This is a genomic window from Flavobacterium luteum (genome assembly GCF_008806775.1).
Lineage (GTDB): Bacteria > Bacteroidota > Bacteroidia > Flavobacteriales > Flavobacteriaceae > Flavobacterium > Flavobacterium luteum.
Genome location: NZ_WAEM01000004.1, coordinates 150977 through 176200 on the forward strand (window position 1 = coordinate 150977; position 25224 = coordinate 176200).

The 25224-nt window shown below is 30.4% G+C and carries 22 protein-coding genes and 1 pseudogene; all 23 read left to right on the forward strand.

Annotation, left to right across the window (positions count from 1 at the left end; genetic code table 11):
- Positions 1–27: 27 nt before the first annotated feature.
- The 23 genes and pseudogenes from F6464_RS09825 (at position 28) to F6464_RS09935 (ending at position 25224) form a co-directional block, all read left to right on the forward strand.
- Positions 28–1500: an NDP-hexose 2,3-dehydratase family protein gene (locus F6464_RS09825; protein WP_151107631.1), complete on the forward strand. Its 1473-nt coding sequence runs from the start codon at positions 28–30 to the stop codon at positions 1498–1500.
- 16 nt (positions 1501–1516) lie between these two features.
- Entirely contained in the window at positions 1517–2659 is a 1143-nt protein-coding gene (rffA, locus tag F6464_RS09830) for a dTDP-4-amino-4,6-dideoxygalactose transaminase (protein WP_151107632.1), read from the forward strand.
- 2 nt (positions 2660–2661) lie between these two features.
- A complete protein-coding gene (locus F6464_RS09835) occupies positions 2662–3633 on the forward strand; it encodes a Gfo/Idh/MocA family protein (protein ID WP_151107633.1) in 972 nt (323 codons plus the stop codon).
- A 118-nt stretch (positions 3634–3751) separates the two neighbouring features.
- On the forward strand, positions 3752–5458 hold the full coding sequence (locus F6464_RS09840; protein WP_151107634.1) for a hypothetical protein: 1707 nt from the start codon (positions 3752–3754) through the stop codon (positions 5456–5458).
- 52 nt (positions 5459–5510) lie between these two features.
- On the forward strand, positions 5511–6584 hold the full coding sequence (locus F6464_RS09845) for a DegT/DnrJ/EryC1/StrS family aminotransferase (protein WP_151107635.1): 1074 nt from the start codon (positions 5511–5513) through the stop codon (positions 6582–6584).
- A 71-nt stretch (positions 6585–6655) separates the two neighbouring features.
- Positions 6656–7663, forward strand: coding sequence for an ATP-grasp domain-containing protein (locus tag F6464_RS09850; protein WP_151107636.1), 1008 nt, complete (start codon positions 6656–6658; stop codon positions 7661–7663).
- Between the two features lie 15 nt (positions 7664–7678).
- On the forward strand, positions 7679–8314 hold the full coding sequence (locus F6464_RS09855) for a metallophosphoesterase family protein (RefSeq protein ID WP_191963354.1): 636 nt from the start codon (positions 7679–7681) through the stop codon (positions 8312–8314).
- Positions 8315–8651: 337 nt separating this feature from the next.
- Positions 8652–8864: pseudogene (locus tag F6464_RS14665) on the forward strand (CatB-related O-acetyltransferase); the annotation flags it as partial.
- 101 nt (positions 8865–8965) lie between these two features.
- The gene (locus F6464_RS09865; protein ID WP_151107639.1) at positions 8966–9892 is read left to right on the forward strand and encodes a glycosyltransferase family 2 protein; all 927 of its coding nucleotides are present in this window, start codon (positions 8966–8968) and stop codon (positions 9890–9892) included.
- 65 nt (positions 9893–9957) lie between these two features.
- Entirely contained in the window at positions 9958–10806 is an 849-nt protein-coding gene (locus F6464_RS09870; RefSeq protein ID WP_151107640.1) for an ABC transporter permease, read from the forward strand.
- Between the two features lie 67 nt (positions 10807–10873).
- On the forward strand, positions 10874–12130 hold the full coding sequence (locus tag F6464_RS09875) for an ABC transporter ATP-binding protein (protein WP_151107641.1): 1257 nt from the start codon (positions 10874–10876) through the stop codon (positions 12128–12130).
- 1 nt (position 12131) lies between these two features.
- Positions 12132–14342, forward strand: a complete 2211-nt coding sequence (locus F6464_RS09880) for a radical SAM protein (protein ID WP_151107642.1) — start codon at positions 12132–12134, stop codon at positions 14340–14342.
- The gene (locus F6464_RS09885) at positions 14343–15599 is read left to right on the forward strand and encodes a glycosyltransferase (protein WP_151107643.1); all 1257 of its coding nucleotides are present in this window, start codon (positions 14343–14345) and stop codon (positions 15597–15599) included.
- Between the two features lie 23 nt (positions 15600–15622).
- Positions 15623–16375, forward strand: coding sequence for a glycosyltransferase family 2 protein (locus tag F6464_RS09890; protein WP_151107644.1), 753 nt, complete (start codon positions 15623–15625; stop codon positions 16373–16375).
- Positions 16376–16424: 49 nt separating this feature from the next.
- Positions 16425–17393 carry a glycosyl transferase gene (locus tag F6464_RS09895; protein ID WP_151107645.1) on the forward strand — a complete coding sequence of 323 codons (969 nt, stop codon included), beginning with the start codon at positions 16425–16427 and terminating at the stop codon, positions 17391–17393.
- A 23-nt stretch (positions 17394–17416) separates the two neighbouring features.
- Entirely contained in the window at positions 17417–18403 is a 987-nt protein-coding gene (locus F6464_RS09900; protein ID WP_151107646.1) for a glycosyltransferase, read from the forward strand.
- Positions 18404–18535: 132 nt separating this feature from the next.
- Positions 18536–19318 carry a hypothetical protein gene (locus F6464_RS09905; RefSeq protein WP_191963355.1) on the forward strand — a complete coding sequence of 261 codons (783 nt, stop codon included), beginning with the start codon at positions 18536–18538 and terminating at the stop codon, positions 19316–19318.
- Positions 19319–20122, forward strand: coding sequence for a glycosyltransferase family A protein (locus F6464_RS09910; RefSeq protein WP_151107648.1), 804 nt, complete (start codon positions 19319–19321; stop codon positions 20120–20122). It begins immediately after the preceding gene.
- Between the two features lie 56 nt (positions 20123–20178).
- Positions 20179–21042 (forward strand): glycosyltransferase, encoded by an 864-nt coding sequence (locus F6464_RS09915; RefSeq protein WP_151107649.1) that lies wholly within the window; start codon positions 20179–20181, stop codon positions 21040–21042.
- Complete coding sequence (locus F6464_RS09920; protein ID WP_151107650.1) at positions 21042–21677, forward strand: DUF1919 domain-containing protein; 636 nt, start codon at positions 21042–21044, stop codon at positions 21675–21677. Before F6464_RS09915 ends, F6464_RS09920 begins: the two co-directional genes overlap by 1 nt.
- Complete coding sequence (locus F6464_RS09925) at positions 21667–22584, forward strand: glycosyltransferase (protein ID WP_151107651.1); 918 nt, start codon at positions 21667–21669, stop codon at positions 22582–22584. The genes F6464_RS09920 and F6464_RS09925 overlap by 11 nt, the downstream gene beginning before the upstream one ends.
- 24 nt (positions 22585–22608) lie before the next feature.
- Positions 22609–23607, forward strand: a complete 999-nt coding sequence (locus F6464_RS09930) for an NAD-dependent epimerase/dehydratase family protein (protein WP_151107652.1) — start codon at positions 22609–22611, stop codon at positions 23605–23607.
- Positions 23608–23625: 18 nt separating this feature from the next.
- Positions 23626–25224, forward strand: coding sequence for a glucosamine inositolphosphorylceramide transferase family protein (locus F6464_RS09935; protein ID WP_151107653.1), 1599 nt, complete (start codon positions 23626–23628; stop codon positions 25222–25224).

A 25224-nucleotide genomic window follows, 5' to 3' on the forward strand; every position in this document is an offset into this window, starting at 1 on the left:
ATTATATTCTTTATCATTAAGTAAATAATGGCAACATCAAATCAGTCTCAAAATTTTCAATTTTTTGGAAACCATAACCATAACAAAGATCGTGTTGGTTTTGATTTTCTTAAATCTGTTTTGACAAAAGAAAGCAAGTTTCATACTATTGAAGAAGTTATAAAATGGCTTAAAGACCGAAATGAAGCTATAAAAGTTTCAGTAGAGCAAATTCCGTTTAAGGAAATGAATCATTGGCTTTTTGATAAAGATAAAGGCGTTTTACGTCATGAAACAGGTAAGTTTTTCAGTATTGAAGGGATACATGTTGAGACCAATTGGGGAAAAGTACCAGAATGGGATCAACCCATAATTAATCAACCAGAAATAGGGTATTTAGGAATTATAACAAAAGAAATTGACGGGATTCTTTACTTTTTACTTCAAGCAAAAGTAGAACCAGGAAATGTAAATAATGTGCAGTTGTCACCAACACTGCAAGCAACTAAAAGTAATTATTCTCAAGTACATAAAGGTAAAAAACCCTTATACTTAGAATATTTTCAGAATGTGCAACCCAGTCAAATTTTATTAGATCAATTGCAGTCGGAGCAAGGGGCGCGATTTCTTCGTAAAAGAAACCGTAATATTATTATTAAAATTGAGGAAGATGTTCCAGTTCACGATGATTTTATTTGGTTAACTCTCGGACAAATTAAACAGCTAATTACGTACGATAATTTGATTAATATGGACACCAGAACAGTAATTTCTGGGATTCCTTATGGAGAATTTGACAATAAAACTCTCGATCTTTTATATGCACTAAGTTACGAAGGAAAGGATAAAGACTTTCAATTTGAAATGCTCAAATCATCACTTAATCCTTCTCTTTCTTTGTTTTCATTCGATGAAATTCTGAATTGGTTATCCGCTATTAAGTGTTATTATGAAGTTCAAATTACTTCCAAGTCTATTTTTAAAACTATGGGGTGGACTGTTACGGAAAATGAAATAGTAGAAAATCAAAATCGATTTTTTAAAGTAATAGCAGCAAGAGTTGCAATAAGTAACAGAGAAGTTACAAGTTGGACACAACCATTAGTTCAACCTATGCAACATGGAATAATTGCTTTTGTAACTAAAAAAATTCATGGTGTGCATCATTTTTTAGTTCAAGCAAAACTAGAACCAGGTAATTTTGATATCATAGAAATGGCTCCTACAGTACAATGCATTACTGGAAGTTATAAAGATTCAAAAGATGTTCCGTTTTTAGATTATGTGCTGAATATTCCATTAAGTCAAATACAACACGACACCCTGCAATCTGAAGAAGGAGGTCGATTTTACCGAGAACAGAATAGAAGTATTATAATAGAAGCCACCTCTGATTTCCCAGAAGAAGTACCTTCTAATTTTAAATGGATCTCGTTAGGTCAGTTAACAATTTTTCTAAAATTCAACAACTATCTCAATATTCAGTCTAGAAGTTTGCTCTCAGCAATACATTTTACATAATTAATTTATCAACAAAATGAATATCCCTTTTAATAAAGTTTACATTACCGGAAACGAAGAAAAATACATGCTTGAAGCACTTTATTCAGGTAAGCAATGCGGAAATCATGGATTTTGTACTAAAGTAATTGATTTGATGAAGGCTAAACATGGCTTTAATGAAGTTTTTTTGGTTCCTTCGGGAACTGCGGCGCTTGAAATGGGGGCAGTTTTAGCAAATATAGCTCCTGGCGATGAAGTGATTTTACCTTCTTATACTTTTAGTTCAACAGTAAATGCTGTTGTTTTATTTGGAGCCATTCCAGTTTTTTGTGAGTCAGAACCTGAAACCATGAATATTGATGCCTCTAAAATAGAAGCCCTCATAACTCCAAGAACAAAAATGATACTGCCTATTGATTATGCAGGAGTTTCGTGCGAAATAGATTTGATTATGGAAATTGCAAACCGACATAATCTTATTGTTATGCAAGATTGTGCACAATCCTACGGAACTTATTTTAAAGGAAAAGCAGCAGGATCTCAAGCACATTTAGCGACGTTTAGTTTTCATGAAACAAAAAATTTCAGTGCCGGAGAAGGTGGTGCTCTTGTAGTAAATGTCCCTGAATGGGAAGAACGAGCTCATTTTATTCAAGAAAAAGGAACTGATAGACGTTTAGTTTTAAATGGCGTAAAAAACAAATACAGTTGGGTCGATAAAGGATCCAGTTATTTGTTGTCAGATATTTTAGCAGCTATGCTTCTTGCTCAGTTAGAACAAGAAGATAAATTGAAAAGTATAAGAAGCAACATAACAAAAGCGTACTTTGATTTGTTTGCGCCTTATGAGAAGAAAGGGTTTTTATCGTATTTTAAAATTAAAGACTATATTGATATAAATCATCATGCCTTTTGGGTAATTTTTGATACAGTGGAAAATCAACAATTCTTTATGGCTAAACTTAGAGATTATAAAGTATCTGCTTACATTGGATATCTGGCTTTGCATTCGGCTCCAAAAGGATTAGAATATGGTTACAAAGAATCTGATTTACCAATAACACAAGATTTAACAGATAGGATTGTTAGAATGCCTTTTTATACTGAACTAGGAGAACAAGGTTTAGAGTATTGCATGGAATCGATGAAAAAAGTGTTAGACGAAATGTATTCCTAATTATGAGTAAAATCAGAATTGGAGTAATGGGTTGTGCTAACATAGCAAAGAAATCGATTATTCCTGCCATTAAAAGTTTATCGGAACAATTTGAATTGGTTGTCGTTTCGAGTAGAGATGAAGATAAAGCAAATGAGTTTGCAAATCTTTTTGAATGTAAAGCAGTTGTAGGTTATGATAATTTGTTAAATGAAGCTATTGATGCAGTTTATATTCCACTTCCAACTGGACTTCATGAGGAATGGATTACAAGAGCTTTGATTTCAGGAAAACACGTATACGCAGAAAAATCTATTGCAAACTCTTTTTCATCAGCACAAAAAATGGTCAATGAAGCTAAAAATAGAAATTTGACTTTGATGGAGGGCTATATGTTTCAATATCATACTCAACATCAAAAAGTTAAACAATTAATTGCTGATGACGCGATTGGAGAAATTCGTGGTTTTAGTGGAGCTTTTGGATTTCCTCCTTTGGATAAAAATAATTTTAGATACGACGAAATAATTGGTGGAGGTGCGTTGTTTGATGCTGCGGGTTATCCACTTCGGGCCCTTCATTTTATGATGGGTTCTCCATTTAAGGTTGCAGCTTCCTCCTTATATTTGAATCCTGAAATGGGAACAAGTATCTACGGCAGTGCTTTTTTGAAAAATGACAATGGAATTGGAGCTCATATTGCTTTTGGATTCGATAATTTCTATCAATGCAATTATGAAATTTGGGGAAGTAAAGGAAAAATAACGGTAGAGAGAGCCTATACTCCGTCACCAGATTACAAGCCTATTATTATTTTAGAAAAACAAGGAATTTCTGAGACTATAATCGAGACACCATGCAATCACTTTGTTGGTGCTATGAATGAGTTTTATAATGTAGTAACAGGAAAATCTAATAAAAAAAATCATTACGAAGCTATTTTGCTGCAAAGCAAATCATTAGACGAAATAAAAACTTTTAGCACAAAATTTTAAACTAATCTGAGCTATGATTTTTTCATTGTTAATAGTCATTTTTACTCTTTTTGTTATTACATTTTTAATTTTACACGTTCAAATATTTGAATTTTCAAGCCAATTTTCAAATGCTATAATGAATATTTTAGTACTAGTTGGCGGATATGCTTTGTACATCACAACGCTTAAATCTATTTTTATTATTCCTATCATAGGGCTAATGGCTACGGGAGTAATTTTAAAAAAAATCAAGTTTAAATTTCAATTTCAGGACTGGAAAATAACAGTATTACTTACTAGTTTGTTTAGTGTTCTTTCTTTATTGTTGTTTTTTAGAAATAATGAATTATTAATTTTAGATAATGATTATTTATTCTGGATTAGAGTTGCTGTTACTAATCAAGAATACGGGGTAGAAAATATAAATGTGTTTTACAATCTTATAGATGCTTCATATCACAATTCAGATCTTTATCACTACTTAGAATTGTGGACAATGAATTTAGGCAATGCTTTAAACGGTCAAGAACCAGCATTTAATTTTTTACTTTTTGTTTATCCACTAGGATTAATTATTAGTTGTCTGGGAATAAAAGAATTGTTATTGAATATCATTCCTTCAAAAATAGATAAAAACTATTTTCTAGCGATGTCATCTTTTTTTATTATTATAGGTTTTTTGTTTTTTTCTCAACCGTGGGATTTTTTAAATTCGTATTTAAAAATTGGGCATATGCCAATTTCCGGAATGGGTTTAGCTTGGGGAAGTATAAAAATGATTTTTTTAATGAATATAGTTATTGCATTATTTTTATATCTACAAAAACCAAATTCAAATAAATTTATAACGCTATTGTTTACTACTTTTTTTTATCTTCCTGTTTTGCCTATACTAATGCTTACCCTTTTTATATGGTGGTGTTATTTGTATTTTTCAGGTTCTAAAACGGAACTAAAAGATATTATTATTTTAATTAGTTTGTCTATTGGTTTTATTTTTTACTATTTTGTTAATGGAAATCATGGAGGCACAACAGTTTCGGGTTTTTCAATTAAAGAATGGTTTTCATTAAGTAATTGGATTAAATATTGTCCGGCTATAGCCATGAAAACAATTTTTATTCCAATTTTCGGTTTCTTTCCTATTTATTTTTTAATACTAAGAAAAAGAGTTAGTATAAAATCTAAACCTTTTCTTTTTATGATATTACTGTATAGTATTTGTATTGCAGTTTGGGCAGCTTTTATTAAAAATATTGATGCTAATCAAGCATTTCTTTTATTTTTTGGAGCTATATTGCCTCTATTAATGCTACTCGGTTTATGGAATTTGATATTTGTAAAGAGAAGTCCTATTCTAGGTTTTTTGTTAGTAAATATATATCTGATACCAGGTATAATTCATGCTTCTAAATATAACAATCAAATTAAAAAAGATCAAGTATCTACAATAGATTATATTCAGAAACTGGATAATGCTCGTGTATTATATATTCCTGATAAGACTGAATTAAATAGTGTATATGATTATAATGAAAGAGTCTATACAGGTATGAACCAATTCATACTTTATAATTCTAAAGTAGATTTAATTTCGGTTGCCGCCTCTTTTGATGGTAATTATCTGAAAAATAATGCTCTTGAAATGTATACTTTTTATCGAGACATATCCTCATATTATAAGCAATGTGGATACTTTGATGTCTCATCAAAATGTTTTAAAGATTTTATAAGAAATTGTAAGATAAATGTAATTTGTACAAAAAATAAAGAAATGCATGTCGAAGGATGGGCAAAAGATTTTGAAAATTCTGATTATAGTTTTTATAAGATTCTTCCATAAGAATTCAATAGGTATTTTAACTATAATTAAAAATGTATAATAAACCCTAAGTATGATAAACGTTACTAAAACTTTTTTTCCTCCAATAGAAGACTATCAAAACCAATTAGCGAGAGTCTGGAAGAATCAATGGATGACTAATCGAGGAGCATTAGTTTTAGAGTTAGAAGAAAAACTTAAAGAATATCTTTCAGTTTCTAACATTATTATTATGACTAATGGAACTATTCCCATCCAAATAGCTTTAAAATTGTTAGGAGATGGAGGAGAAATAATCACAACGCCTTTCAGTTACGTAGCTACAACAGCGGCAATCATTTGGGAAAATTGCACACCAGTATTTGTTGATATTAATCCAGACTATTTTACAATAGATGAAACACAAATTGAAGCTGCAATTACTCCAAAAACTAAAGCAATTTTAGCCACGCATGTTTTTGGTAATCCATGTAACATAGATGCTATTGAAACTATTGCCAAAAAACACAATCTAAAAGTGATTTACGATGCAGCTCATGCTTTTGGAGTAACATATAATGGCAAGTCTATTTTTGATTATGGTGATGTAAGTACATGCAGTTTTCATGCTACAAAATTATTTCATACTGGCGAGGGTGGAGCCCTATTTTGTAACGATGTCGATTTAAGACATAAAATGTTTTACAGTCATAATTTTGGGCATAACGGGCCAATTGATTTTTTTGGATTAGGAATTAATGGTAAAATTTCTGAATTGCAAGCGGCAATGGGATTAGCGGTTTTTCCTTATATGAGTTCAATTTTAGAAGGCAGAAAAGAAGTCGTAAACTATTATGACAATAATTTGAATTTTAAAAAATTGCAAAAACTAAAAATAAGAGAAAATACGCAATGGAATTACAGCTATTACCCAGTGATTTTCGAATCTGAAGTGGTTTTGTTGCAGGTGCAAAAAGTTTTAAACGAGCAGCAAATTTTTCCAAGAAGGTATTTTTATCCCTCTTTAAATACAATTCCATTTGTAAACGAAAAGTCAATGCCTATTTCTGAAAGTGCTGCTTCAAGAGTCATGTGTTTACCATTATTTTATGATTTGGAACAAGAGAAAGTCGATTTGATTTGTAAGTTAATTAACAAATTTATTTAATAGATTAGTGTGATTTTAGGAAATATATTTATTATAAAATCACATATTTAATTATAAAAATTCAATAATATATGTACAATATTGCTATTACTGGTGTTGGAGGAGGGGTTGGTCAAAGTGTTTTGAAATCACTTGCTGATACAGATTATAATTTAATTGCCCTTGATGGAGAATTATTAGGAGCGGGACTTTATACTACAAATAAGTCATTTTTAATTCCATATGCTAAAGATCCAAACTATGTAAATAAGATGCTAGCCATTTGTGAACAAGAAAAAATAGCATTATTATTTCCAGGTTTAGATGCAGAATTAATGCCGCTTTCGTTAAATAGAGAAGCATTTCAAGCAATTGGAACAACCATAGTCGTAAGCAGACCAGAAGTAATTTTAATTTCTGATGACAAACAGCAAACCTATGACCAATTAATACAGGCAGGAGTAAGCGTTCCTTTTACGACCCTAGCAGATGGTTTTATTCCTAATACTGAGAGTTTCCCTCTTATTTTAAAACAAAAAGTGGGTGGTGCTCGTTCTAAAAATGTTTATGTTATAAAAAACAGTTCTGAATGGAAATCGACAGTTGATAAAATTGGGGATTCAATATCTGATTTTATTGTAATGGAATATATAGAAGGTGATGAATATACCTGCGGAACAATAAATCTAGACAATACTTGTAAAGGTGTAATTGTCATGAGAAGAATCCTTAGAGATGGTGATACCAATAAATGTTTTACAGAAATAAACGAGGTAATTGAAAAAGAAGTTAGATTGGTGGTAGACACTATAAAACCTTTTGGAGCTTGTAATGTTCAACTTCGTTTAAAAAATGGTAAACCATATGTTTTCGAAATAAATGCAAGATGTTCAGGAACTACTGCGGCGAGAACTTTATCAGGATTTAATGAACCAAAAATGATTGCAGATTATTTATTAAAAGGAATAGAACCTTCATATAAAATAAAAGAACAAACCATTTTACGATATTGGAAAGAACTAGTCGTTGAAAATGATTTGATAGCTGAAATGAAAAAGGCAGCACATATTAATGATAACAAAAACACGAATAAATTATAAACGGAAATAAATTTAGTGAAAATTTTAATTTATAGTGATGTACATGGAAATCTTCCAGCTTTTGAAAAAATGTTAAAAGTTGAAGGAGTTTGCGATGGGTATATTTGCTTGGGTGATTTAGTGAATTATGCTCCTTGGAGTAATGAATGTGTTGATTTAGCGGCATCGTTACCTAATTCAGTTTTGATTATGGGGAATCATGAAGAAGCTTTCATCAACGGATTTTATCCAGGTACAAATCCTTTAGTTCAAGATTTTTTTAAAATGACATTTCCAAGTTTCCAAAAAAAAGAAGTTATTACTTCCTTTGTTTCAGAATCAAAGTTAGATACATTCATATGTACACATACAATCAATAAAAGTTACATATTTCCAGACACACAAATTATTTTAGACAACAATTATATCATAGGACATTCACATCATCAGTTTCAATACAATAACAATAATTTTACATTATACAATTCGGGTAGTGTGGGTCAAAATAGAAAATATATTAATGAAATAAATTATCTAGTATATGATTCTGATTCAAAATCAATTACTATGAAATCACTTATTTATAATGTTGATATTGTTGTTAATGAAATGATACGATTATCTTATCCTGTAGAGTGTGTTAATTATTATAGGAATAAAATGCTTAAATAAAATGAATGAAAATAATTTAATTGAAAATTGTGAGATTCCTAAAAGTGTAAAGTTAGGTAATCTAATTACTTTAATAAACACTAGTCTTGATGAGGAAGTTATGATTGGAAATTTTTCTAAAATGACATATTCAAAAATGGGGGTAATGTCATATATAGGCGATTATACAGTGGTAATAAATGCAGTTATTGGTAAATTTACTTCGATTTCTTGGGGCGTTACAATTGGACCAGAAGAGCATGATTTTAATAGAGTAACTAATCATAGTTTTTTGTATTCAGTAAAATCTTTTCAATTGGTAAAAGAAAAAGTATACAGCCCTTTTATTAAAGAATGTACAATTGGTAATGATGTATGGATTGGATGCAATAGTACTATTCTAAGAGGTGTTACCATTGGGGACGGTGCGGTAATTGGTGCTAATTCATTAGTAAATAAAGATGTGCCTCCATATGCAATTGTTGTTGGATCGCCAGCAAAAATTATTAAATATAGATTTAGTGATGAAATAATTCAAGGACTATTAAAAGTAAAATGGTGGGATTACCCTTTAGCATTAATTTCAAAACACTCTGAACTTTTTGCTCTTGAACCTACATTTGAAGTTATAAGCAAAATAGAGGGGGTAGGACTTGAAAAAGATTTAATTTAATGTATAAAATAGAACCTTTTACTATTAAAACAACTCCACTTTTTCAGAGTAATAAAAAATTAGAAAATCATAAGCCACTATTATCTGTTCTAATAATAACGTATAATCATGAAAATTTTATAAAGGGATGTTTAGACGGAATTTTAATGCAAATTTGCGATTTTAAAGTTGAAGTTATAGTAGCAAATGATTGTTCTCCAGATAATACAAACGAAATTATTAATGAAATTTTAAATGAAAGTAATGAGAACCCATTTATAAAATATCTAAATCGAGAACATAATTGGGGGGCAATGCAAAATTTTATTGATGCTTATAAAAATTGTAACGGAAAATATATAGCATTTTGCGAAGGAGACGATTATTGGACGGATGAAAATAAATTGCAAAAACAAGTCGATTTTTTAGAAAAAAATACTGATTTTAATCTTGTTGGGCATTATGTTAAATCTAGTAAAGGTGATGATTTAGGAAAATTCACTAAAGACATTTTTGAATTTAAAGACATTTATCAAAAAAATCTTAGAATACCAACAGCAAGTATTGTAAGTAGAAATAATTTTGAAATACCTAATTGGTTCTCAAATGTTTATGGAGGAGATAGAGCTATCATTTTCTTAAATGCTCAAAAAGGAAAATTAAAAGTGTTGCCTTTTTTTGGTTCTTTTTATAGACTTCATGAAGGTGGCTCGGAACATAATTTAAAAAGAGATAAATTTAATTTTGCAATTAGAAATATTAAAGAAGAATTTATTTATTATAAGCTTTTAAAAAATAAATTAGATGTTTCCACAATAAAGAAACGAATTTTAAAGAATCATTATTACATGGTAGCTTTAGGGATAAAAAAAATAGAGCCTCTAAAATCTTTAAAATCAATTAAATCTTTAGTTTGTTTTTATTTTTATGATAAAATAAAGTTTTAGTAAAAACTGTATTTGGTAAATAATTTTCTACAAGCTACTAATAAATATAATTAAATATTAAACATATGAATCAAAATAATGAAAATTGGGATTTAGTCATTAAAGGAAAAACTAATTTATTTGATTTAAGACTTAAAGAAGTATGGCGTTACAGAGATCTTTTACGCATGTTTATTCGTAGAGACTTTGTGACGGTTTATAAACAAACTATTTTAGGACCTCTATGGTTTTTTATACAGCCAATAATAACAACACTTACCTTTACGATAATATTTGGTAATTTGGCCAAAATCCCAACAGATGGAGCTCCTAAACTTATTTTTTATATGTCTGGAATTACAATATGGGGTTATTTCTCCACTTGTTTAGTCGATGTTTCAAAAGTTTTTATTTCAAATTCAGCCATTTTTGGAAAAGTCTATTTTCCAAGATTAATAATGCCATTAACTATTATTATTTCAAATTTAATGAAGTTTGGAGTTCAGTTTATTATGTTTTTATGCTTTTTTGCCTATTTTTATAATCAGGGGACTATACATCCAAATCTTTGGGTATTTTTTCTTCCTTTTATTTTGTTGATAATGGCAGTCATGTCTATGGGAATAGGTTTAATTTTATCCTCGTTGACTACTAAATATAGAGATTTGACAATGTTGATTGCTTTTGGGATTCAACTTTTTATGTATGCTACACCAATAATTTATCCTTTATCAACAGTACCTGAAAAGTATAAATGGATAGTGCAACTGAACCCCTTAGTACCCATTTTTGAATATATGCGCTATGCCTATTTGGGTGTGGGTAATTTTCAAATCACATCATTAGTATATTCAGTTGTATTTTCAATTGTAATCTTAGCATTAGGAGTAGTAATCTTCAATAAAGTTCAGAAAAGTTTTATGGACACTGTATAAAACCATTTTTTAAGGAAATCGAGTTAAGAAAAACTGAGAGAAGCGTTAAATAAAATTATAAAATAGTATGTCTGTAGTCATAAAAGCTGAAAATATATCCAAACAATATCGATTAGGAATGGTAGGTACAGGAACCATCAAAGATGATTTGAAAAGATGGTATTACAACGTTAGAGGAAAAGAAGATCCATTTCTTAAAATCGGAGATGCAAATGACCGCTCTTCAAAAGGGGATAGCGATTATGTATGGAGTCTTCGTGATATCAATTTTGAGATTAATCAAGGAGATTCAGTAGGAATTATTGGCCGTAATGGAGCTGGGAAAAGTACGTTGCTAAAGATATTAAGTCAAGTTACCCAACCTACCACTGGTAAAATTTATACTAAAGGTAGAATCGCCTCTCTACTTGAAGTAGGAACTGGTTTTCATCCTGAAATGACAGGTCGTGAAAATATATTTTTAAATGGAGCAATTTTAGGTATGCGCAAGCATGAAATCATTCGCAAGTTTGATGAAATTGTCGATTTTTCAGGAGTTGAACGTTATATTGATACTCCAGTAAAACGATATTCATCAGGAATGTATGTGCGCTTAGCTTTTGCTGTTGCAGCACATTTAGAAAGTGAAATCTTAATTGTAGATGAAGTTTTAGCAGTTGGTGATGCCGAGTTCCAAAAGAAGTGTTTAGGTAAAATGAGCGATGTGAGTAAAGGAGAAGGAAGAACAGTGTTGTTTGTTAGTCATAATATAGGAGCTGTTAACACTTTGACTAATAAATGTATGTATCTTAGAAATGGGAATTTAATTGAGTATGATACTACGGATAAAATAATTCCAATATATTTAAATGATGATTTAAATAACATTAGAGGGCTTAAGGAATTTGATAATACTCCAAATTTAAATGAGAATAAACCAATTCAATTAACAAAGTGTCGATTTTCAATTGCAAATGATATTGTTGAAGTTGAAGTGGAATATGTAGTTAGAAAATCAGTAGGAAGTGTAGTGGCTTTACAAATAATCAATGCAAAGGAAGTATCAATAATAACATTAATAGATACAGATAGAGATAGTGATATTTTTAAAAGAAGCGAAGGTAGTTATATGGTTAAGTTTACATTACCATTATCAATTTTAGCTCCTGATATATTTAAGATAACACTCTCTTTTTCAGATATGAAAAGCGAAAGATTTGATTATCATAGAGATATTTTAGTATTCGAAAAAAACAATACAGATGCTAATTTAACAAGAGATGGTATAATATTTTCTGATCCAAAATTAATTGGTGAAACTAAAAAATTATATTTAGGAAATTAATATGAAAAAATTTGCGAAAAGAGTTTTTAAGGCTGTAATTGTTAGAAGTCCATTTAAAGAAAAGTATCTTAAACATCAAAATACTAAGTATTTAGATCATATTAAAGCAAAAGAACTTAATAAATACAATGCTAAAGAACCAATAATATCAGTTGTCAACCTAAATGCAAATGATATTTGTAATTCTAAATGTGTGATGTGTAACATTTGGGAGCAAAAACAGGGCTTCGAAATTACTCCAGATCAACTAAAAAACATCCTGCAAGATCCTTTGTTTAAAAATGTAAAACACATGGGTGTAACAGGGGGAGAGCCCACTTTGCGTGAAGATTTGCCACAATTATACGAGTCAATCATAAAAACACTCCCCGATATAATTGGATTAAGTATCATTACTAATTGCATTAAAGAAAAAGACGTAATAGATAGAATTGAGAAAGTAAGCGAAATCTGTTCAAAACACGACAAAGCTTTTTCAATGATGGTTTCTTTGGATGGATACGGAAAAATGCATGACCAGATACGAGGGCGTGAAGGAAATTTTGAATCCGCTATAAATGTGATCAAGCATTTCACACAAAAAGGAATACCAGTATCAACAGGTAGTACTATCTCAAAACAAAATGTTTGGGAAATGGATGATTTGCTCGATTTTATGAAGGCAAATAATATATATGGAAGATTTAGAGTTGCGGAGTTTATTAAAAGACTTTACAACGATAATAAAGCAGAGGCAATTAGGAATTTTGATGAAGACGAAAGATATAATCTGATTCTATTTTTCTATAAATTAATATTTACTTTCGAAACTCATGAAGCTTACATTAGAACTTATAAAAGTATAATTAATATACTCGATGGCGGTAAAAGAACAACGGGTTGTCCGTATCATTCTGACGGAGTTGTTCTAAATTCACGTGGAGAAATAGCTTATTGTGCTCCAAAATCAGAGATAATTGGAAGTACTTTAAAAGCTAGTGCTCTAGATTTATACAAAGACAATCAATCAGAAAAAACAAGAATTAAAGAAAATGAATGCGATAGTTGTATACATGATTATCATGCGCCAATTTCTTATAAAGAATTAGAATCAAAATTTGAAGAAGACTTTTGGAAAAAATACATTCATGTTCAGAATACCAATTTAAAATCGGTTCATAAAAAAATAGCTCCCAAAAAAGAGTACAAAAAACAAGCCTTTATTACGGGATGGTACGGAACTGAAACCGTTGGTGACAAGGCTATATTAGCAGGAATAATAAATGAATTGAAAGAAAGTAATGAGGAGATAGGATTCGTTATTACAAGCTTATATCCGCCTATTACTAAAAGAACAGTTTATGAATTGGGTTTTGAAAACGTTACTGTAATTCCTGTTTATTGCAAAGAGTTTGTAGAATATGCTAAAGGTTCCGATATGATTATTATGGGAGGTGGACCTTTAATGGATTTAGGCGAGCTGGCATTACCATTAATATCTTTTAAAATTGGAAAATATTACAAGAAAAAAAATATCGTTTACGGATGCGGAATTGGGCCACTTTATAATCCAATATACGAGCAAGCGGTAAAAGATATTCTCGATTTATCAGATGAAATAATGATTCGAGATGAAAAAAGTAGACAAACTGCTTTAAAATGGACTAATAATGCTAAAGAAGTCAAGTTGTCTGGTGATCCAGCCAAAAAATATATTAAATCTATCGCAAGTCAAACGAATGTTTCTACTAAAAGCACTATTTTGAAATGTTTTTTAAGAGAATGGACTCATGAATATTGTAAAGAGTTAACACATGAAGAGTTTATCCAAAAAAGAAAACTGGTAGAATTTTCATTGTCTAAATTTGTAAAGCAAAAAGCTATTGAGTTAGGAGCAACAGAAATTTATCTAGAACACATGCATAATTTTGTAATTGGAAACGATGATCGTGATTTCTCTAGACATTTTATTAAAACCTATTTTGAGGATTTTGAAATACCAATAAGTTATAACAAAAAATTATCAACAGTAAATTCTATTGTAGATTCTATGTTGAATTCCTGTCATAATATTTGTATGCGTTTTCATTCGGTTGTTTTTGCAGATACTCTAAACACTTCCTACACTGCTTTTGATTACACAGGAGGAGGAAAAATATTAGGATATCTAACGGACAATTCTAAAAAAGAAAACTTATTAACGATAAGTGATTTGTTAGAAAAAAACAAATAAATGAAAGTATTGCATATAAATACATTAGATTATGGAGGTGCCGCCATTGCTGCGGTTAGAATACATAATGCAATGCTAGAAACTGGTATAGACTCTTCTTTTTTGTCATTAAAAAAAACGCTTCCCAACATAGTAAATCATGTTGTTTTTCCAGATTATTTGAATAAAACAGCAACAAGTCAAACAGTAAGTTTACAAAATTATTTAAAAATAAAGTTCAATAAAGAATATGCAAAACATCTTAAGGAAGTAAATAAAAAGAGAGCACTAAAACATATTGCAAACAAATCAAACAGAGAAGTAATTTCGTTTCCCATTACAGAATATAATTTACTGCATTTACTACCTGAGATTAATCAGGCTGATGTTATTCATTTGCATTGGGTAGCAGATTTTATAGATTACCCAAGTTTTTTCATGAATATAGCAAAGCCAATTGTTTGGACATTACATGATGAAAACCCGTTTAGAGGAATTTTTCATTACACTGGAGATGAAGAGACTAATTCTGAAAAAGAATTGAAAACAATTGATAAAGAAGTTTATAAAATAAAAAAAGCAGCAATTAAAAATGCTAAGAAACTTCATCTAATTACTCCTTCATCATGGTTAGCGAATCTAGCATCAAATCAGGATGTTTTAAGTGAATGTCAAGTTACAGCAGTAGCAAATGGTTTGGATATAAATATTTTTAAAACCCATACTAAAGAGTTTGCTAGAAAAGTATTTAATCTTCCAGTAAATAAAAAAATCGCCCTTTTTGTTGCAGATTCATTATCTAATCAAAGAAAAGGTTTTGATTTGTTACTTGGGGCTCTTCAAGAATTTGAGGATAAAGATGATATTCTATTGGTAGCAATTGGCAACGTTCCAACTACAAATAAACAAGAAAATGTAATATATCTGGGCTCAATAAGTGATGAAAGGCTTATGGCACTTGCCTATTCGGCAGTAGATGTATTTATACTCCCATCACGAGAGGATAATTTACCAAACACAATGATTGAATCGTTATCTTGTGGAACTCCTGTTATTGGTTTTCCTATTGGCGGGATTAAAGAAACCATACAAAACGAATTTAATGGGTATTTGTGTACAGAATTGACTATAGATTCATTAAGAGAAACTATAAGTAAATTTTTTGAAAATATATCTTTATTTCATTCCGATAAAATTAGTGAAGATGCACATAATAGATTCGATAATAAGAAGCAAGCATCAAAATATGTTGCCATTTATAATCAGCTTCTTGCATAGAATTTAAAAGTAAAACAACGATAATGTCTCCATTTTTTTCAATAATAATTCCCTCTTTTAATGCTGAAAACACTATTATTACAGCTTTAGAGAGTATTCTTCAACAAACTTTTAAAGATTTTGAAATACGCATAGTTGACGGTCTGTCTACAGATAAAACTCTTGAAATAATTCGAGGAATAGACGACAATCGAATTATAGTTCATAGTGATAAAGACAAAGGAATCTATGATGCAATGAATAAAGGGATTCATTATGCTCAAGGCGAATGGTTGTATTTTATAGGTAGCGATGATTATTTATATAATAATGATGTTTTACAAACGCTATCTCAAACACTAAATAAAGCAAAAAACCATGTGATTTATGGCAATGTATTGATAAATGGAAATACAGGTTGGGCAACTGACAGACAGGTTTATAACGGAAAGTATTCCTTTCAAAAATTGTTGAAGTCCAATATCTGTCATCAAAGCATGTTTTATAGAAGAAGTTTTATACTAAAAAACCAACTTGAATATGATTTAAAATATCCTATTTCATCTGATTGGGATTTTAATATTGCTTGCCGTTTACAGTCTAAATTTACTTTTATAAATACTATAGTTGCCGTTTTTAATGCGGGAGGAATTTCTACTGGAAAATCAATCACAGAACCTTTTCTAGAAGAAAGAAAAGTAAAATATGCTCATTTATATGAAAAATACAAACCCAATATAATGCAAAGATTAAAGTATAAAATAAATGCTTTAATTAAAAAAGTAATTAGAAAATAGTCTCTTTTAGATAGCTCAAAATTAAATTTTCAATTCAAAAATCAACAAAATGAAAACAATAATATTTACCCTTTGCTCTAATAATTACCTGGCTCATGCCAAAACATTGGGGGATTCTGTAAAACAATATTCGCCAGAAACAGAGTTTATTATAGGCTTAGTAGATCAATTTGATGGAGCCATTGACTACAGTGGTTTTGAGGTTATTAAATACGATCAAATAGGCTACGATTGTTTTGAAGATATGTTATCAAAATACAATATAATTGAATTTAATACAGCTGTAAAACCTTATTATATACAATATCTTTTAAATAAACATGGTGAAGGAACTAAAGTATATTATATAGATCCAGATATTAAATTGTATTCAAACATCAATCATTTAAATAATTTGTTAGATGCCAACGATATTGTATTGACACCTAATTTAACCGAAATGCCCAATGAAGTTGATTTGGGGGAATTAGCTTCTCTTAGACATGGTTTATTCAATCTCGGTTTTATAGGTGTAAAGTATAGCGATGAAGGGCTTCAATTTGTAGATTGGTGGAAAAAAAGATTACGAAATCATTGTTTAATTGACAAACCAAGAGGAATATTTGTCGATCAAAAATGGGTAGATATAGCGGTACTTTATTTTAAAGGTTTGCACATAGCAAGTCATAAAGGGTTAAATATGGCGTGGTGGAATTTATCAGAAAGAAAATTAATTGAGTCTAAAGGGAAATATTTTGTCAATGATACATCAGAGGAATTGATTTTTTTCCACTTCAGCGGATTTAAGCCAGGAAGTGTAAACTTTACAGGTAGAAACAATGATGATCCTGAATATAGATTTGAAAAGAGACCTGAATTAGTGGACATTTTTAATGAATACAAAGGGTTGTTATTCAAAAACGGATTTGAAAAACTAACTGTTTGCTCACCAAAGCTCAATTTTGGTTATGGGGTACAAAAGAAACCGATGTCTTTAAAAAACAAAATAAAAAAAGCTGTAAAAAAGTTTATAAAATAAGTTTCTGAAAATACATCACCGCAATGAACGGAATCAGTATTATTATTTGTACATATAACGGCAAACAAAAACTAGAAGAGACACTTTTAGCTATTTTGAAATTAAAAGCTACATTTTTATGGGAGTTGTTGGTTGTTGACAATGCTTCGACTGATGGTACTGCGGCATTTACATCATCATTATTAAGTGATTCAACTATTGACTTTAGAATTCTTCATGAAGCAGAACCTGGACTTATTAAGGCGAGATTATGTGGGCTTAGAGCTTCTAAATATGATGTTTTGTTATACTGTGATGACGATAATACACTTGATATAAACTACATGCAAATTGGGTATGATTTGATGAAAATGAATCCAATTATTGGCGCATTAGGAGGGTGTGGCACTCCTGTTTTTGAAGATAAAAAACCAGATTGGTTTGACACCTATGGTCATAGTTTTGCCGTTGGTCCACAAGCTATAAATGATGGTCCTATGCCTGAATATCCAGCGGAACTTTATGGTGCTGGTGCTTTTTTTCGAAAAGCAGTGTTACTTCAATTTTTAGATAAAGGCTTTAAATCTGGCCTGCCTGGAAGAACAGGAAATAATTTGGTGTCTGGTGAAGATGTAGAATGGTGTTATTTAATTCAGTTAGCAGGGTACCAAATTTGGTATGATCATCGATTAATATTCACACATACCATGCCTAAAGGAAGAATGAATTGGGAATATTATCTTCGATTAAAACAAGGAATCGCCTCTGGAACGGGTCAGTTGCTACCTTATAGTTGTTTGTTTATCAACAAAAACATGAATGATTTACATTACTTAGCTCATTGGTTCAAACGTACTGCATTTTCATTTATATTGTATCTAAAAAATAAAGTACGTATAATTTTAGGTAAAAAAATAGTGATGGATGAAGATAAGCTGGGAGCGATTATTCTAAAAGCTAAAATGAAATCGTACTTCGTTAATGCAATACCTGCATATCATCATTTTCGCAAGCTTAAATCTATTATTTAACTTTTTTCAATAAAATTTGTAATAATGATAAAAAAACTAAAACTGATTTATAGATTTTTTCTAGATTTAATTAGTAAAGTAAAGTATTTTATTTTTTTGAATAAAGCATCTAAGGATCAATCCAAAAATCTTTTGGTATTAGATAATAATTCTGAAATCGATCTTGTAACTATTGCTTTTAATAATCCTTTGATGATTGAATTTCAAATACAGTTATTAAGAAAAAATATAACAGATAAGTTCAGCCATATTATAGCTGATAATTCGAATGATCCTAAAGTTAGAAAAGTTATCAGTGATTTATGCAAGTCTTCTAACGTGAGCTATGTAAGCATACCGGTTAACACTTATTTCCGAAACAAATCGCACGGTGCTGCTATGCATTGGGTTTATAAAAATGTAATAAAAAAACGGAATAACTTATATTTTGGTTTTTTAGATCATGATATTTTTCCAACAGAATCATATTCCATTTTAAATAGGGTTAAGAATAATATTTACGGAAGAGTCATCCATTCTTATATGCCCAATGGATATAATGAAATAATTACCAAAGAGTTTCCATATTGGTCGTTATGGGCGGGATTTTATTTTTTGAAATCAGACTTGATGTATCATGAAAATGTATACGGATTTAATTTTGATCCTAAATCTTTTCAAAAAGGATCCTATTTAGATACAGGTGGAGGTTTATGGGATGTATTAATGAGTAAAATAGAATATCCTGGAGAACTGGCAACTTATAGTGCTGTAAAATTTAGAGAATCAGAAGTGAGTAATATAAAAACGGATTATTATGAAAAGGTAGATGACTGGGTTCACTTTGTGAATATTTCAAATTGGTATGAGACTCCTAATGCCAAAGAAAAAAATGATTTCATTGTAAAATTATTAACAGAGCTACGAGATAAATAAATGCCATTTTTTTCAGTTATAATCCCTACTTTTAATCGCGCAACAATTCTCCCTAGAGCATTAAAATCTATTGTAGAACAAAGTTTTTCTGATTGGGAACTGATTATAGTAGATGACGGAAGTACAGATGATACTAGAACTAGTATTGAAAATTTTCTAAAAGACAACAGAGTAAAGTATATAGTACAAGAGAATCAAGGAGTTTGTACCGCAAGAAATTTAGGTTCGGAAAAGGCCATAGGAAACTTCATCACTTTTTTAGATAGTGATGATTATGTTAGCGACTCATGGTTGATGGATTTTTATAATGAAATTAAAACATCATCTGCTGATATGGTGAGATGCAAGTCTCTTGTAAACAATCTGCCAGAAGACAATGAGTATATTCTTTTAGCTGGTAATTTTACCGTTAAAAGAGACTTGTTTTTAAATGCAGGAAAATACGACGCAAATCTAACTTTTGGAGAAAACACAGAACTAAAATGGCGATTAGAAGCTAGCAAACCAAAAGTTTCAAATATTTCAAATTGTAATTTCTTTTACGAAAATGACCTTTCTAACAATAGTGACAAGAAAAAAGAAAACCAAATAGATTTTACTTATTATATCTTAAAAAAGCATAGAGACTTATTTGAAAAAAATAAAAGGTGGAAACAAATAGTTTATCAAATTGCAGGAGTAAATTGTTTACAATTGGGAAGAATAAAAGAAGGAAGAAGTTTAATGTGGAAAGGATATTTTAGCAATCTAAAACATCTAAAATCACTATTTAGAGCAATTAAATATTCTGTAAATAAAGCATAGACAATTAAAAATAGTCTCTCTAACTAATGTAATTGACATAAAATAATAACAAACAAATGGAATCACTTAAAATTACTGTAGTAATGGTAACTTATAACAGAAGTAAAGTTGTAAGTGAAGCAATTGATTGTTTGCAAAAACAAACATATCCCATAGAAAATATTATTATTATTGATAATTGTAGTACAGACGATACCTTAGAAGTATTATCCAAAAGAAAAGCAGTAGACTCTAGAATTCAGTTTCGAATGCGAGATGAGAATGGAGGATATGCAGCTGGTTTAGAAACAGGAATTTTATGGGGACTAAGTGATTTTGAAACGGATTATTTTTGGATGATGGATGATGATAGTTATCCAGTTCCAGAGGCGCTTGAGCTTTTAGTTAAGGGAATTGCTTCTTATAAATATGACATGTTGGGATTATCTGGTTTTAGGATGACAACAACTACAAAAAAAACAATTGAACCTCTAGAGGAAGTACAAACTGTTGATTATATTTTAATAGATAATGCTTTAGTAAAAAAAGGAGTTGCCGAGAAAGTTGGTGCTCCTAATCCAGATTTCTTTATGATGTGTGAAGATTATGAATATTGTCTTCGTATAAAAAAAGCAGGGTTTAAGATAGGTGTAATGAAGAATAATCATGTGAATCGTTTGCACCTAGGTTCTCAGAAATTTTCTAAAGCAACACTTTGGAGAGGGTATTATCATTCTAGAAATCACATGATAATTCTTCGTCAATATTTTTCTTGGAATATGATGATTCATTATGTTTTGATGCAATTGAAATACCTTTTCGGTTCATTTTCAGCACCCGATAGATTCACAAGAATAAAGTTCAGACTGATAGGAGTTTATCATGGTTTGATTGGTAAAAAAGGGAAAACGTTACGACCAGATACTTTAAAATTTCAATAATGCTAAAAAAAATCTTAAATTATTCACGAGAACAGCTCTATCAGAGACTGGCTAAAATTCGATTGAAAAATAAGAATTTTTCCATTATTTCTGATGATTGTTGGGGGGGTAGAGTATATACAGATGTTGGTATTTCCTATACTTCACCCACTGTAAATCTCTTTTTTTATTCGTCTTGTTTTTTGAAATTAGTACAAGATTTAAAAACTTATATTGATAAAGATTTAGAATTTGTATCTGTTTCAAAGTATGAAATTGCCAATCAATCAAGGAAAGAATCAGGAAAGAATTATCCTATAGGAAAGTTAGGCGATATAGAAGTTCATTTTTTGCATTCAAAAGACAACGAAGATGCATTAACAAAATGGAATTACAGAAAAAAGCGCATAAATTATGACAAACTGTTTTATAAATTTTCAGATGCTTACCTTATAGATCCAAACGATCTAATAGAATTTGAAAAATTACCATTAAAAAATAAAGTGATTTTTGTTTCAAAAAAGTATGAGGGTTTAGCCAATTCAATTCATTTAAAAGAGTTTGAAAAAAATGGATTTGTAGGCGATGCATTCAAATACAGATGGATTTATCGTAAGTATTTTGATTCTGTTAAATGGTTGAATAATGGTAAATAACCAATTGTCTAATACTAAGTTTGCAGGTTTTTTAATGACTTATGAACGGGCCGATATTTTAGAACAAACAATAGAAAAAATACTGTCGCAGTCTATTGCTCCTGAAAAATTACTCATTGTTGACAATAGTGAATCGAATGCGACAGAATTAATGATAAAGAGATTGGAAAACCCAATCTTGGTGTATCACAAAGTAGGAAAAAATTCAGGTCCAGCCGGTGCAGCCAAAGTAGGGTTAGAACTGTTAAGTAAAGAAGGTTTTGATTGGATATATTGGGGAGATGATGATGATGCCCCTGTTTTTCAAGATACTTTCAAGATACTTTTGCATACAGCTTTATCTAATGAAAAGTGTGGATGTGTTGGAGTTGTTGGACAATATTTTAATCGAGTTACAGGTTTTGTAAAAAGGGTTCCAAATGAATTGTTACAATCTGAGGGTGTTTTAAAAGTAGATACCATTGCAGGAGGAATGTCAAAAATTGTGAGCGGTGAAATGATTAGGAAACATCAAATTTTCCCTGATGAGAAATTGTTCTTTGGTATGGAAGAATTAGATTTTGATTTAAAAATAAAGAAAACGGGTTATCATTTATTGGTGGACAGACCATTTTATTACAAGCATCGTTTAAAGTGGGATAGAGTTGACGTTCCCAATAAAACCCTACAAGCCAAATCTGACAATGCTCTTGTTAGAGAATATTACTCGATAAGAAATGGTTTGTATATCTATAAAAAAAACGGTTTGGTTAGTGCTTGTATGATTTTTTTCGCTTATTATGCTACAAAACAAGTTTTCAGTTTTAAATTTGGAATCAAACATGGAAAAAGTAGATTTAAGTTATTTTACAAAGCAATATCGGATTTGTTTTTTTCAAAAATGGGAAGGTTTATACCTTCAAAATAGAAAATAGTAATTAGAATATAATTCATGAAAATACTTATTACTGGCGCTGCGGGATTTATAGGAATGCATGCAGTATCAAAATTTGCTTCTTTAGGACATGATGTCATTGGTTTAGACAATATAAACGCCTATTATCAAACCGATTTAAAGTATGCTCGTTTAGCCGAGTTAGGAATTAGTAGGGATGATTTAGAATACAATAAAAAAGTGAATGGAGGTAAAAATATTCAATTCGTTTTACTCGATATTCAGGATGCAGGAAATCTAAATTCATTATTTGCAAACCAAAAATTTGATATTGTCATTCATCTCGCAGCTCAAGCTGGTGTTCGATATTCAATTACAAATCCACGAGATTATATAGATAGCAATATAATCGGTTTTTATAACATATTAGAAGCTTGCAGAAATTTTCCAGTAAAACATTTGGTTTTTGCTTCAAGTTCATCCGTTTATGGCAATACCGATGCTATTCCGTTTTCTGAAAATCAAAACACCGATTTGCCAGTAAGTTTTTATGCAGCTACCAAAAAAAGCAATGAAGTCATGGCACATGCTTATGCCGATTTGTATCAATTGAAAATTACGGGCTTACGGTTTTTTACAGTTTACGGACCATGGGGTAGGCCAGACATGGCTCCAGTTTTATTTGCTAAAGCAGGTATGGAGCATAAACCCATCAAGGTTTTTAATAATGGCGAACAAAGTCGGGATTTTACTTATATTGATGATATTATACAAGGAATTGTTTTGGTATCTCAAAGCGAATTAAACGACAAAAAGTTTCAAATTTTAAACATTGGAAAAGGCAGTCCTGTTGCTCTTATGGATTTTATACATCTTTTAGAACGCGAATTAGGCACTCCTTTTCAATACGATTTTATGCCACCTCAAAAAGGTGATGTAGTAATGACCTATTCTAGTACTAAAGAAATAGAAAAGTTAGGGTACAAAGCAACAACACCATTAGAATTAGGGATTCCTAAATTTATTGAATGGTTTAAATCGTATTATAAATATTAAAGATCTATCTTTTATTTAATGAATTCACCAATTAAAGTTATAATTCTAACAGACGGTCAGCGCGTAAAAAAGTGGGTTGCCGATATTGTTGAATATGTTGCCTCATCTTCAGATTTTGTTGTTAGCGGTGTAGTTGTAAATAAAGGGAGTAAGCATTCCAATTCTTCTTTTTTATATAGAGGGTTACGCTATTTAGATAGTAAGTTCTTTAAAGCTAAAAGCAATCCGTTTCAGACAGTATCTCTAAATTTAGATACTAATTTAATTTATTCAACCACTCCAATACAAAAACAATTTAGCGATTGGCTCGATGAAGATTGCCTTTCTTTTTTAAGAGAAAAACAGCCTGATTTAATTCTTCGTTTTGGTTTCAGAATTTTGAGAGGACCAATTTTAGCGATGCCTAAATTTGGAATTTGGTCTCTACATCACGGCGATAATAAAGTTAATCGAGGTGGGCCACCAGGTTTTTGGGAAGTGGTTAGGCAAGAAGAAATTTCTGGAGTAACATTACAACAAATCACAGAAGATTTAGATGGAGGCAAAGTCATCGGTAGAGCTTTCACAAAAACAGATCTTTTATCATTTCATAGAAATCAAGTCAATTTGTTTGAAACTGGCGTTAGGCTTTTTCATGAAAAGTTAGACAAGCTAGCAATTGGTAAGCTATTGTCTGAAAGGGAACCATTTGATTTTTATAGCAATCCACTTTTTAAAAACCCCGATAATAAAAGGGCGTTAAGAATTATTTTTGATTTTGGAATTCGAATTTTGAAACGAACTTTCGAAAATCTTTTTTATGAAGAACAATGGATTATTAGTCATTCTAAAACCAACAATTCAGAAGAATCATTCTATCGATTTCAAAATTTAATTCCTCCTAAAGGGATAAGTTGGGCAGACCCATTTCCGGTTTATCACAATAATGAATTGTGGTTATTTGCCGAAGAAATTATAGGTAAAGGATTGGGCAAAATAGTCTGTTTTAAATACATAAACGAAGAAAAGCGTTTTGGAAGTCCACAAACAATAATTCAAGAATCCTTTCATTTATCGTATCCTTTTGTTTTTCAGTATGAAAATACATGGTATATGATGCCCGAAACAGGTGATTCAGGTAATGTAATCCTTTATAAATCCAAATCGTTTCCTTACAATTGGACGAAACAAAAAATAGTTGTTGAAAATAAAAAATTATACGATGCTACTCCTTTCGAACACAATGGGAAATGGTATTGTTTTGCTTCAGAACGATCCAAAGCTACATTAACGCCTAATGATTTATTGCAACTTTACATATTAGAAGATGGACCTTTAGGTTCGTGGAAAGAACACCCTGCAAGTCCAATAAAAATAGATGTTAGAGGTGGGCGATGCGCTGGTGAAATTTTTCAGAAAGAAGGAAAAACTTTTCGTCCTGCACAATTAGGAGCTCCAAAATACGGGTATGCCATTCAAATATATGAGATTTTACAACTAGATGATTTAAATTACGAGGAGCGTTTAGTAGACACCATTTTACCAAATTGGAGAAAAGAAAATTTGGCAACACATACTTATAATCAAGCAAATGGTTGGCAATTTATTGATAGTCAACAATTGGTAAGAAAAATATAA

Bases quoted from the DNA above. Each gene is read 5' to 3' on its own strand.
- F6464_RS09930 (WP_151107652.1), top strand. From the start codon at position 22,609: ATGAAAATACTTATTACTGGCGCTGCGGGATTTATAGGAATGCATGCA.
- F6464_RS09885 (WP_151107643.1), top strand. From the start codon at position 14,343: ATGAAAGTATTGCATATAAATACATTAGATTATGGAGGTGCCGCCATT.
- F6464_RS09880 (WP_151107642.1), top strand. From the start codon at position 12,132: ATGAAAAAATTTGCGAAAAGAGTTTTTAAGGCTGTAATTGTTAGAAGT.
- rffA (WP_151107632.1), top strand. From the start codon at position 1,517: ATGAATATCCCTTTTAATAAAGTTTACATTACCGGAAACGAAGAAAAA.
- F6464_RS09835 (WP_151107633.1), top strand. From the start codon at position 2,662: ATGAGTAAAATCAGAATTGGAGTAATGGGTTGTGCTAACATAGCAAAG.
- F6464_RS09870 (WP_151107640.1), top strand. From the start codon at position 9,958: ATGAATCAAAATAATGAAAATTGGGATTTAGTCATTAAAGGAAAAACT.
- F6464_RS09850 (WP_151107636.1), top strand. From the start codon at position 6,656: ATGTACAATATTGCTATTACTGGTGTTGGAGGAGGGGTTGGTCAAAGT.
- F6464_RS09875 (WP_151107641.1), top strand. From the start codon at position 10,874: ATGTCTGTAGTCATAAAAGCTGAAAATATATCCAAACAATATCGATTA.
- F6464_RS09825 (WP_151107631.1), top strand. From the start codon at position 28: ATGGCAACATCAAATCAGTCTCAAAATTTTCAATTTTTTGGAAACCAT.
- F6464_RS09865 (WP_151107639.1), top strand. From the start codon at position 8,966: ATGTATAAAATAGAACCTTTTACTATTAAAACAACTCCACTTTTTCAG.
- F6464_RS09895 (WP_151107645.1), top strand. From the start codon at position 16,425: ATGAAAACAATAATATTTACCCTTTGCTCTAATAATTACCTGGCTCAT.
- F6464_RS09920 (WP_151107650.1), top strand. From the start codon at position 21,042: ATGCTAAAAAAAATCTTAAATTATTCACGAGAACAGCTCTATCAGAGA.
- F6464_RS09845 (WP_151107635.1), top strand. From the start codon at position 5,511: ATGATAAACGTTACTAAAACTTTTTTTCCTCCAATAGAAGACTATCAA.
- F6464_RS09935 (WP_151107653.1), top strand. From the start codon at position 23,626: ATGAATTCACCAATTAAAGTTATAATTCTAACAGACGGTCAGCGCGTA.
- F6464_RS09840 (WP_151107634.1), top strand. From the start codon at position 3,752: ATGAATATTTTAGTACTAGTTGGCGGATATGCTTTGTACATCACAACG.
- F6464_RS09915 (WP_151107649.1), top strand. From the start codon at position 20,179: ATGGAATCACTTAAAATTACTGTAGTAATGGTAACTTATAACAGAAGT.
- F6464_RS09900 (WP_151107646.1), top strand. From the start codon at position 17,417: ATGAACGGAATCAGTATTATTATTTGTACATATAACGGCAAACAAAAA.
- F6464_RS09925 (WP_151107651.1), top strand. From the start codon at position 21,667: ATGGTAAATAACCAATTGTCTAATACTAAGTTTGCAGGTTTTTTAATG.
- F6464_RS09890 (WP_151107644.1), top strand. From the start codon at position 15,623: ATGTCTCCATTTTTTTCAATAATAATTCCCTCTTTTAATGCTGAAAAC.
- F6464_RS09910 (WP_151107648.1), top strand. From the start codon at position 19,319: ATGCCATTTTTTTCAGTTATAATCCCTACTTTTAATCGCGCAACAATT.